The 461-nt window shown below is 33.6% G+C and carries 1 protein-coding gene; it reads left to right on the plus strand.

From position 1 onward, the window contains the following. The coding region (locus IDG65_RS14240; protein WP_206174224.1) for a helix-turn-helix domain-containing protein at nt 1-438 on the plus strand (438 nt) is incomplete at its 5' end. Between the last annotated feature and the right edge of the window lie 23 nt (nt 439-461).

Consider the following 461-nt stretch of genomic DNA (forward strand, 5'->3'; position numbering starts at 1 on the left):
GAAAAACAGTCTGGGAAATCTATTGAAAATAGACCAGTACTTCAAGAAGCACTTAACTTTTTGAGGATGGGAGATCGGTTTGTAGTAGAATCCATTGATTGTTTAGGTCGTAATTATGATGAAGTGGTTGGCAATCCATTACTGGATAAGTTTATGAAAGATTTAATTATTCAAATATTAGCAATGGTTTCAGAACAAGAGAGAAATGAAAGTAAACGTCGACAAGCGCAAGGAATTCAAGTTGCGAAGGAAAAAGGCGTATATAAAGGGCGCCCCTTACTTTATTCACCAAATGCTAAAGATCCACAGAAACGTATTATTTATCATCGCGTTGTAGAAATGTTAGAAGAAGGCCAATCAATTAGTAAAATTGCGAAAGAAGTAAATATAACAAGGCAGACGATTTACAGAATTAAAAACGATAATGATTTGATTTAATAAACTTTGTTTCAATGCAACTG

It is taken from the genome of Staphylococcus sp. EG-SA-17, from assembly GCF_017151845.1.
Taxonomy (GTDB): Bacteria; Bacillota; Bacilli; order Staphylococcales; family Staphylococcaceae; genus Staphylococcus; species Staphylococcus aureus.